8 protein-coding genes and 3 pseudogenes are annotated in these 8,541 nt (G+C 42.6%); 8 read left to right on the top strand and 3 right to left on the bottom strand.

Going from position 1 to position 8,541, the window contains the following annotated elements; all coding sequences use genetic code 11:
* Positions 1-203, top strand: a pseudogene (locus ACVBDQ_RS17210) (IS982 family transposase); the annotation flags it as partial.
* Between the two features lie 3 nt (positions 204-206).
* Here ACVBDQ_RS17210 and ACVBDQ_RS17205 read toward each other — a convergent pair.
* Positions 207-728, bottom strand: a complete 522-nt coding sequence (locus ACVBDQ_RS17205; protein WP_446663369.1) for a helix-turn-helix domain-containing protein — start codon at positions 726-728, stop codon at positions 207-209.
* Positions 729-934: 206 nt separating this feature from the next.
* Here ACVBDQ_RS17205 and ACVBDQ_RS17200 point away from each other — a divergent pair, with 206 nt between their 5' ends.
* The 4 genes from ACVBDQ_RS17200 to ACVBDQ_RS17185 all read left to right on the top strand — a co-directional run bounded on the left by ACVBDQ_RS17200 (position 935) and on the right by ACVBDQ_RS17185 (position 4,730).
* Positions 935-2,224, top strand: a complete 1,290-nt coding sequence (locus ACVBDQ_RS17200; RefSeq protein ID WP_307895511.1) for a peptidoglycan-binding protein — start codon at positions 935-937, stop codon at positions 2,222-2,224.
* Between the two features lie 19 nt (positions 2,225-2,243).
* Positions 2,244-2,543 (top strand): hypothetical protein, encoded by a 300-nt coding sequence (locus tag ACVBDQ_RS17195; protein ID WP_050368178.1) that lies wholly within the window; start codon positions 2,244-2,246, stop codon positions 2,541-2,543.
* 123 nt (positions 2,544-2,666) lie between these two features.
* Positions 2,667-3,800: an IS4 family transposase gene (locus ACVBDQ_RS17190; protein ID WP_050368179.1), complete on the top strand. Its 1,134-nt coding sequence runs from the start codon at positions 2,667-2,669 to the stop codon at positions 3,798-3,800.
* A 501-nt stretch (positions 3,801-4,301) separates the two neighbouring features.
* On the top strand, positions 4,302-4,730 hold the full coding sequence (locus tag ACVBDQ_RS17185) for a DUF3888 domain-containing protein (protein WP_011230515.1): 429 nt from the start codon (positions 4,302-4,304) through the stop codon (positions 4,728-4,730).
* Positions 4,731-5,116: 386 nt separating this feature from the next.
* Here the strand turns inward: ACVBDQ_RS17185 and ACVBDQ_RS17180 are convergent, their stop codons facing one another.
* The gene (locus ACVBDQ_RS17180; protein WP_050368180.1) at positions 5,117-6,394 is read right to left on the bottom strand and encodes an IS110 family transposase; all 1,278 of its coding nucleotides are present in this window, start codon (positions 6,392-6,394) and stop codon (positions 5,117-5,119) included.
* A gap of 137 nt (positions 6,395-6,531) precedes the next feature.
* On the opposite strand from ACVBDQ_RS17180, the gene ACVBDQ_RS17175 reads away from it, so the two are divergent.
* The 3 genes and pseudogenes from ACVBDQ_RS17175 to ACVBDQ_RS17165 all read left to right on the top strand — a co-directional run bounded on the left by ACVBDQ_RS17175 (position 6,532) and on the right by ACVBDQ_RS17165 (position 8,277).
* Positions 6,532-6,858 carry a transposase gene (locus ACVBDQ_RS17175; protein ID WP_011229672.1) on the top strand — a complete coding sequence of 109 codons (327 nt, stop codon included), beginning with the start codon at positions 6,532-6,534 and terminating at the stop codon, positions 6,856-6,858.
* Positions 6,837-7,727, top strand: a pseudogene (locus tag ACVBDQ_RS17170) (IS3 family transposase); the annotation flags it as partial. The gene ACVBDQ_RS17175 and the pseudogene ACVBDQ_RS17170, both read left to right, overlap by 22 nt.
* Positions 7,728-8,121: 394 nt before the next feature.
* On the top strand, positions 8,122-8,277 hold the full coding sequence (locus tag ACVBDQ_RS17165) for a hypothetical protein (protein WP_155116435.1): 156 nt from the start codon (positions 8,122-8,124) through the stop codon (positions 8,275-8,277).
* A 158-nt stretch (positions 8,278-8,435) separates the two neighbouring features.
* Here the strand turns inward: ACVBDQ_RS17165 and ACVBDQ_RS17160 are convergent.
* Positions 8,436-8,541: pseudogene (locus tag ACVBDQ_RS17160) on the bottom strand (IS982 family transposase); the annotation flags it as partial.

The raw sequence follows: 8,541 nt of genomic DNA, 5'->3' as shown, positions 1-8,541 counted from the left end.
ACAATCAAAAGCACGGCCCATCCAAGGCATGGGAAGAATGGATCAGGAAAAAACGCAAAGTCATCGAGACGGTGTTTTCGATTCTCGTAGACCAATACCGGATCACCGACATTCGAGCGAATTCCATTACCGGGTTTGAAGTGGCACTCGATGGCATCTTGTTGGCGTATTCCCTGGTCACACTAGGGCTAGTTGAGCGCTGACGCTCAACTAGCACCACGGGTTTTCTCAAAATTCTTTTGTCGATCCGGATCGCCTTTGGCCAATGTGTAGGTCGGCCGTGTCCACGACAGCCCTTTGCGGTGCAGGAGTTTTCGCAACGCTTCGCGGGAAATGCAAACACCGAAGTGCTTTTCGACATAGGATTGCAGGAGTTTGGTGTTCCACGCCGAAGCGACGTCCCAGCCCAGTTCTACGGGAGTGGTGGCCAACACAAGCTGTTTGATCTCTTCCTGCTGTTCTTCGGTGAGAAACGGCTCCCGCCCGGGGGCGAAATCCCGATGAAGCAAGAGCTCCAGACCGCCTTCGTTGAACAGCGACACATAATGGGAAACAGTTTGTCGGCACACGTTGACCATGGAGGCCACCTCTTTGCCCAAATAGCCTTCCATGACCAGGCGGACGGCCATCACACGTTGGCGAAGAAGGGTGTTTTTGATTTTCCGTTCCTGTTTGCGAAGTGTCCGAGGTGTCCATCCGTGATCGTTGGTGATTTTGAGACGTTTCATGCAGAATTCCGCTCCTTTTCCATACTTTTCCTTAGGAGCAGTATAACCGGAGTGGGCACCGCTTATGCGAAGGTTAACTTTTCAATGAGCATGTATATAGTACTGCGAATATTTTTTTGTTTTAATACAAAATTTCGACAATATTTTCGATCAAAAACAGTTAATATCGGAATGAATGGATAAAGCTTTGAAATGGGGGGCTAATGATGTACGTTGTAGATGGGGCTAGCAGAATCATCTATTATCCATCAAATTATACAAATTATCTATGGAGTGGGCAAACGCTGAAAAGAGGTGATCGAAATGATTATGTGAAGACATTGCAATCTTGGCTTTATAAAGCCGGATTTAATCCCGGGGGAATTGATGGAGTTTACGGAGCAAATACAGAGAAGGCTGTGAAGGAATTTCAGAAGAAGGTTGGAATCACGGCCGATGGAATTGCGGGGAAACAAACGTACCAAGCTCTGCAAAAGTATGTCAGAACACAAACAACAGTGTCCCGATCAAACTCATCAAGCAGCAATGATCATTGGACAGGTCAGACGCTTAGAGAAGGAAGCAAAGGAGAAGATGTAAAGGAATTACAAAGAATGTTAAATTCGGCAGGATATAATGTTAAAGTGGATGGTGTATATGGTTCCGAGACAGAGGGAGCTGTAAGAAGTTTTCAAAAATTAGTTGGTATATCTGTTGATGGTATAGCTGGGGCGCAAACTTATAGAAGTCTAAAGTCTTATATCTCATCAAAAGCTAATAAGGGCGTAACAGTTGATATATCTAAAGAAGCACAAAGACTTCAAAAAGAGGCAGAGGAAAAGAAGAAACAGGAATTAGCTAAGTCACTAATGGATGCGGTCACCGATTTTGTTCCTGTTGTTGGTCAATTTAAAGACGCATATAATCTTGTCAATACTTTATTTAATCCTAATGCTACTGCTAAAGAAGTTGGATTAGCATTATTTGCATTCATACCTGTTATTGGAGACTTAAAAGACTTAAAAAATATTGGGAAAGCAGTCGATGTAATCAAATCGACGGTAAGAAAAGGAACAGATAAAATTGATGATGCTGTAATAAGTCATATATCAAAAAATATTAGGGAGATTAGTGTACCAGATCTTTTATTATACTCAGAAAAAGTAGGAGGACATACTATATCAAAACATATATCATTATCTGATTCAGAAATGGTTAAAAGAGCAGCACAACAAAAAGTAGATGTTACATCTTACACTAATCAAAGTACCGCAATTAAAGTGATAAAAAGTGCATTATCTCAGAATGCAACTAAAATATCAGAGTGGTTATTAGATTCCAACTCTAAAAATACACTTAATTTAAATCATGAAATGGGTTATGCTATTGGAAAAGGGTATAAAAGTGGAGGAACAGCATTAAAAACTAACTTGGATACGGCATTTATTCAGTTGAAAAAGGATTCTAAATCTCAATATGGATTTATTATTGTAACTAGTTACCCTAAATATAAATAAGTAATAAGAGGTGTAAGAGATGGATATAAGAAAAGAGTTTGAAACCCTCCAGTATTTTTTTGATTCATATTATAATCAGACTTTTTTCGACGCAAGATTAGAAGATAAATTTTTAGAGTTTCTTAATGAAGAACCTAAATGGGTACCAAAGGCGCTGAAACAGGAAATTCAAAAGTTAGAACAAATATATAATAATAAAGATATTGAGACATGGAAAAAAATAGAGGAACTAGTGCATGAAAATAGTATGCGATATTTTCCATACGAAGATGGTAAAGAGTTTATTGAAATAGCCAGTAAATTATTAAAAAATGTATAATGTTAAAATTGAAATAATGTCAGGCGTGTTGATTATCCAATAAAATCCAAAGGGTATAGAAAAAAGAGCACCTTTCCTGTAGAATGTGAGTAACGACACAAACAAACCCAGGAGGTGCTCTCTATGAACAAGCATACCACACTCCCGAATTTGATGCAAAAACTTGTTTCGGATGAAGAGATTCAACGGATTGCCGAAGCGGTTGGGGATCGTGATTCGTCTCGAACCTTTCCGTTGCGCGAGTTGATTCACTTCTTCCTGCTGGCCGCCATGCATCAATGGAAAAGCTTTCGCCATGGAGCCGATGTGGGGCCTCTGTATGGATTGCCGCGATTCCATTATTCCACAGTATCCAAGAAAGCGAAAGAAGTTCCCTATGACATCATGAAACGCTTGTTGGCGTTGATCATTTCCAAGTGCAACCGCCAAACCCGCCGTTCGCTTCGGTTTCCCAAACCGCTTCGGGTGGTGGATTCGACGACGGTCACGGTCGGGAAAAACCACCTCCCATGGGCTCCGTATCACGGCGAACGCGCCGGAGTGAAGCTGCACGTCGCGTATTCGCCGGAATCCTCGCTGCCGGCAGACGTGGTGGAAACGACCGGACTGCGTCACGATGGCCCAGTGGGAGAACAGTTGACGAACGCTCAACAAGTGCTCGTGGAAGACCGGGCGTATTTCAAAATCGAACGCCTCGATCGATTTGTAGAGCAGCATCAGTTCTTTGTCATTCGGATGAAGGACAACATCGAACTTCATCAGAAAAAAAGCTTGAAACGCCTTTCCAGCACATCCTCATCGGTTCAAGCCGACTTCACGTGCCAGTTGGGGACGAAACAATGCCGATCGACCAAGCGTCACCGGGTAGTGATCTTTCGAGATGCAAATGGCCGCGACATTCGGGTCGTGACGAACCTCTTCCATGCGTCTGCGGAAACCATTGCCGACATGTACCAACAACGTTGGACCGTTGAAGTCTTTTTCCGTTGGGTGAAGCAATATCTGAATGTCCCGATCTTGTTTGGCACGACGGAAAATGCGGTATACAATCAGCTGTTTGGGGCGTTCATCGCGTATGTGTTGCTGCGATGGCTGTATGATCAAACCAAAAAACGGACGAACGTCTCTCTTTCCTTCATTTCGTTTGTTCGCCGTTTTTTCTCTGGGCAGCTTCCTCTCGATTGGAAATCCGGGATGGCCGCTGCTTTGTTTGAGTATGCCCAAATTTATGGAAGGCGTATGTCTAATTTTGGATAATCAACACTCGTGTGTTGAAAATTGTTAATAACAGATCATTAATTTCGAATAGAGTTCCGACACCTGCCGTTTGCGTTGATATCAAACCTATCGTTCGTTTTGAGTAGCGTTTGCCAACTACTTACAGAACCATATGTTTGTTCCTTAATTTGGAACATCCAACATATGATCCCAATATAGCCGAGCTCATAATATTTTCCGCCCATCTAATTACAAAGGTTGAATTATAGTAAAGACTTGAATATACTTCAGTGTATTTTTCAGACCCTACCAATGTGATTTCATGGTTTACCAAACTCCCGTAATTGAATTACAAGAGTAGAGCCCCAGAAATGCCATGTATGGTCGCCATTAGCAATAGCCACTCATCACTACCATTATAATTTGAACAAGCCCTCCGCCCATAAAATAAACCATTTTAATCGGAAATTTCATGAATTATTTTGACTTAATATCTGCAAAATATAGTTTGATCACGATAATAAAAGGAGGAATTCAAATATGAACAGGAAACTTATAGGAGTAATGTCCCTCTTTTTGATAATATTATTCGGAATGTATGGTGTCGGGACTAAAATTGTCGCCAAATCAAAAATTTATGAAACAGAGTCAACAACTGCATTAGTGGTTAATAAAAATGATTTAGAGGACCTTTCAATTTACTTCTTAACGCCTTATATAACCAAAGCAGTACAGGATTATTATGGAAAACCGTCTGGAATTCAGTGGTGGAAGCCTAAAATATTAGAGATTAAAAATTTAGAACCCGGGAGTCGTTATAAATTCTTACTCAAAATTCGTGTAGAAACATTTAAAGGGGCTCACAACCCTCCTTACGGAATTGATATAATAACACTTGAAATCGATTTTGACAAAATTCGTATTATTGATTACAAGCACATCGAAGAGAAGATAAAAAAACAAACATAGGGTATTACCTCCCTCTATAAATGTTGATATATCAACGGTTGTAGCCGTTTCAGGGGTGTCAAAAAAATATTTTTCGACAAAGTTTCTAACATTATTTCTTAAATATGTGTATATCTTACATTGACTGGGTACGCTTCGCGGCCACTACTGGTTAAATTTGGTTGTAGTGGGGGAAGCGTATGGGATGCACCGTGGATCTCTGCATCGCTGATGATGACGAACCCTCCCATGTCTCTTGGCATCCTTGTGCCTACATTCCTTCGTTCGGTCTAGTCATCAGGCAGAGGCCGGCTAAGCTCCTTTAGGGACTCAAGGTCGAATGGATGATATCGCGCCAGCTTCTCTCCGTGTCATCCTTGTTGTCTAGAGAATCGAGACTATAGGCATCAAGCAGCCGTTTCGAGGCCAAAGATGTCCTGCATCATTCGCTTCACGTCAAACGCCTGTCGTTTCGTACACACCGCATGCAGTACCTTCAGTAATTTTCCGCATAACACTACAATGGATTGCTTCTTCCGCAACGGATTATCAGGACGTGTCGTGTAATAGTCGTGCAGCTGCCGAAACGCTTCGTTGTGGCGGATCATCGGCATCATCACCCGGAACAGAAGGGCGCGCAACCGCCTTCTTCCACGCTTCGAGATCCGTTTTTGCCCTTTGTGTTGGCCGGAGGAATGTTCCCGCAGCGTCAGGCCCGCTAATTTGATAAGCTGCCGCGGATCCTGATAATGGGAGAAACTCCCGATCTCTGATAACAGTTCTACGATGGTCGCATCGCCTAAGCCCGGAACGGTCTTCAACCATTCGTACTCGACCGATGTCTGTACGAGTTCGATCAGCTGCTCTGTCAGTGCCTCGATTTCTTCTTCCAGTTGGCGGTACCGGCGGACAAGCGTGGCAATTTCGATACGGGCCATCTGTTGTCCTTCCGTTACGCCAATGGAATGTTGGGCCAATTCCATCAACTTCTTCGCTTTCGGTTTTTGTGGCGATTGTAATCCCTCACTTTGCCGGTAAAGGGCCAGCACCTCTTCTAGCTCTTTTCCTGCCAGATCACTCGGAAATGGCGTATATTCCAGCACCGCGAGCGCCATTTTCCCAAATGACGGGAAGACTTGGGAAAACTCCGGAAAATATCGATCAAGCCAGCGAATCATTTGATTTCGAATCGCTCCCTGTTCTTCCACCAATTTGGAGCGAAACGTCGCCCCTGCGCGCAGCTCCGCCTCCATCCCTTTCAGAATACGCGGATAGCTGAATCGGCCGTCTTTCACTAACCGGGCAATGACGAGCGCGTCTTTCGCATCGTGCTTGGTTGGAAGATTGTCGTCCAGCTCTTTGGATCGCTTCACGTGCATCGGGTTTGTCATGACGAGAGGGATGCCTTTCTCATCAAGAAAATAGGCGAGATTCAGCCAATAATGTCCCGTTGGCTCGATGCCAACGATCACCTCGGTTTTTCCAAATTCCTTCATGGCTTCCACGATGCACTGGTACAACCATTCCAATCCTTCTCTAGATTGCGGAACGGGAAACGACTTTTTTAACACCCTCCCTCGCTCATCCACAAAGCAGGCATAATGCTTCTTTTTCGCGATATCCATGCCAACGACGAGCGTTTGATCGGTGACTTGATTAATCTTCTTGTTTGAGATAGAATTCATGTATAGTCCTCCTTGGTATCCAAATTAGGGGTCAATTCATCCGATTGACACCCCCGAATCATATGATATTATCCCTCTAGTGTAGACAGTTGGGAAAATGCCCATACTGTCAGTAAAAACACTGGAGGGATTTGTTTATGTTCGAGACCAAGCAAACACCGAAAGGGAAGACCACTTATTCCGTGGAGTTTAAATGGAGGGCTGTCCAGATGTACATCGAAGAAGGATGGGGATATAAGCGGATATGCCAAGAGTTAGGGATTCCCTGCACGAAAACGATCAGACTTTGGGTAAAACGTTACCATGAACATGGTCTAAAAGGGCTCGAAGAACGGCGCGGGACATCCAAGTCTCCATTCAAGGGAAGGCCTCGAAAAAAAGAGTGCAGTTTAGAGGAAGAGAATCGAAGACTGAAAGCAGAGAATGATTATTTAAAAAAGTTACGAGAGCTGGCAAGGAGGTGAAACCGAAAGAGTGGTTCTCGATCATTCAGGAGTTATCCAACACCTATCCGATTGCCTGGCTATGCCAACTGGCCGGTGTGTCAAGAAGTGGATACTATCGATGGATGAACCGGCAGGGAATCGTCACAGAGAAGCAAAAGGAAAATGAACAAATCAAACAAATGATCCTCGAATGCCATCAAAAGGTCAATGGGATCTATGGATACTACCGCGTGAAGGCATGGATAAAACGAAATTATGGGAAGACCGTGAATCATAAGCGAGTGTACCGACTGATGAAAGAGTTGGGGGTTCAGGCCAAAATCCGTCGAAAAAAGCCGAAGTATAAAGCGGGAAAGGAGAATATCGTAGCGTCGAACGTGTTAAACCGTGATTTTGTGGCCACTGCAGCCAACCAAAAATGGGTGACGGATATTACCTATGTGCCATTTCAAGGAACCTATTTGTATCTGTCTGCTATTAAAGATCTGTACAACAATGAAATCATTGCGTATCGCATCAGTCGTTCGAATGACTTAAAATTGGTGATCGAAACTGTCAAGGATGCCATCAAAAAACGGGATGCGCGAGGAGTCCTTCTCCATAGCGATCAAGGCTCCCAGTACACATCCCGCCAGTACCATCAACTGCTGAAGGCTCATCATATCATTCCTAGTATGTCCAGAAGAGGAAACTGTTTAGACAATGCCTGCATGGAAAATTTTTTCGGGCATTTGAAATCGGAAATGGTGGACCTTCCCACCTTTGAAACGGAAGAGGAAATGATCGAGGCGATCGATCAGTACATGTATTTTTATAATTATGAACGGTGCCAGAAAAAACTAGACTACCTCAGCCCAGTGGAATACCGAATTGCCCAAGCAGCCTAGCAGACGAACGGCTGAGAATGTCTCCTTCTTCAGCTTGCCAACGATGAAGTGGAATGAAGGAGACGTTGTCAAGTGCTTTCCTTGACAACGTTTCCTCATTCCACTATCCTAACAAGCAGCTGAAGAAGGTGGGTATTTTTCACACTGTCTACTTGACAGGGATATGTTCACATACCAAGAGGGCTTTTTTTATTCAAGTCCCCGAAAAAACTTCTAACAGGAATGCTCCTTTGTATTTTTTTTACACTTTAATAATAACTCATAAATAGATAAAAATAAATGAAAATTTATAAAATTTAGAATAAAATAGACAAAAAGTAGGATATGTTTTATTAAGAGGAAAAATATAACTATGTGTTATAATATGATAAACATCTGTTTTGGGGGGAAGATTGTGAAAGTATCTTTGGGGTTACTAATATTTTGGTGTCTTCTTTCAGGGTTAATTTTATATGTAATAATTGAAACAGCAGTTAGAAGAGCTATAGATAGCTCTAGATTAACTGAAAAAATAGATAAAATTTTAAATGAAAAGAACAAAAGAGATTAAAGTTCTGATTGATAATTCCCTACGTATCTGTACTTGAGCAAATTTACTAACATAAAACCCGTGGTGCTATATAAATCAAACTTGGTTTTTCAACTAATTAATATTACATTACGACAACGATAATCATTCACCTATATACCCGTGGTGCTAGTTGAGCGTTAGAACTCAACTAGCCCTAGTGTGACCAGCGAATAGGCTAACAATATGCCGTCGAGCGCTACTTCAAATCCGATCATGGAATTCGCTCGAATCTCTGTGATCCGG

This window comes from Geobacillus sp. CCR, from assembly GCF_052906625.1.
Note: the sequence above shows the minus strand (reverse complement) of the source record. Positions and strands in the feature narration are given on the sequence as shown.

Bases quoted from the DNA above. Each gene is read 5' to 3' on its own strand.
- ACVBDQ_RS17180 (WP_050368180.1), bottom strand. From the start codon at position 6,394: ATGAATTCTATCTCAAACAAGAAGATTAATCAAGTCACCGATCAAACG.
- ACVBDQ_RS17185 (WP_011230515.1), top strand. From the start codon at position 4,302: ATGAACAGGAAACTTATAGGAGTAATGTCCCTCTTTTTGATAATATTA.
- ACVBDQ_RS17175 (WP_011229672.1), top strand. From the start codon at position 6,532: ATGTTCGAGACCAAGCAAACACCGAAAGGGAAGACCACTTATTCCGTG.
- ACVBDQ_RS17195 (WP_050368178.1), top strand. From the start codon at position 2,244: ATGGATATAAGAAAAGAGTTTGAAACCCTCCAGTATTTTTTTGATTCA.
- ACVBDQ_RS17190 (WP_050368179.1), top strand. From the start codon at position 2,667: ATGAACAAGCATACCACACTCCCGAATTTGATGCAAAAACTTGTTTCG.
- ACVBDQ_RS17200 (WP_307895511.1), top strand. From the start codon at position 935: ATGTACGTTGTAGATGGGGCTAGCAGAATCATCTATTATCCATCAAAT.
- ACVBDQ_RS17205 (WP_446663369.1), bottom strand. From the start codon at position 728: ATGAAACGTCTCAAAATCACCAACGATCACGGATGGACACCTCGGACA.